We start from the raw sequence: 320 nt of genomic DNA on the forward strand, positions 1-320 counted from the left end.
ATGATTTTAAGCATCATGCGCGGATGGTAGGCAGGACAGCCCTCATTTCGGAGAAATGGTTCGAACGCTTCACCAGGGATGCTTTCGACCAAATGATGGATATGGAAGGCAATATCATTATTTTGTAGTTTCACTTCTAAATCTAAAGGCAAAACCAATTGATTCATGTTATAATTTTTAAACATAAGGACCCTTCTTTCCGATAATATTTTGTTGTGGTGACTTAATTTTATCAGAAGTGGTCCTTATCTTTCATGAAAGACAATTAAAGCCGGCGGAATTTTACTCATCGTAAAATTCCGCCGGCTTTTTTCGTATCA

At 37.5% G+C, this 320-nt stretch carries 1 protein-coding gene; it reads right to left on the reverse strand.

Annotated elements, in window-relative coordinates:
* The coding region (locus AC0TWI_RS00180; RefSeq protein ID WP_488124316.1) for a transposase at nucleotides 1-185 on the reverse strand (185 nt) is incomplete at its 3' end.
* Nucleotides 186-320: the final 135 nt, after the last annotated feature.

It is taken from the genome of Lederbergia sp. B243.17 (assembly GCF_057657925.1).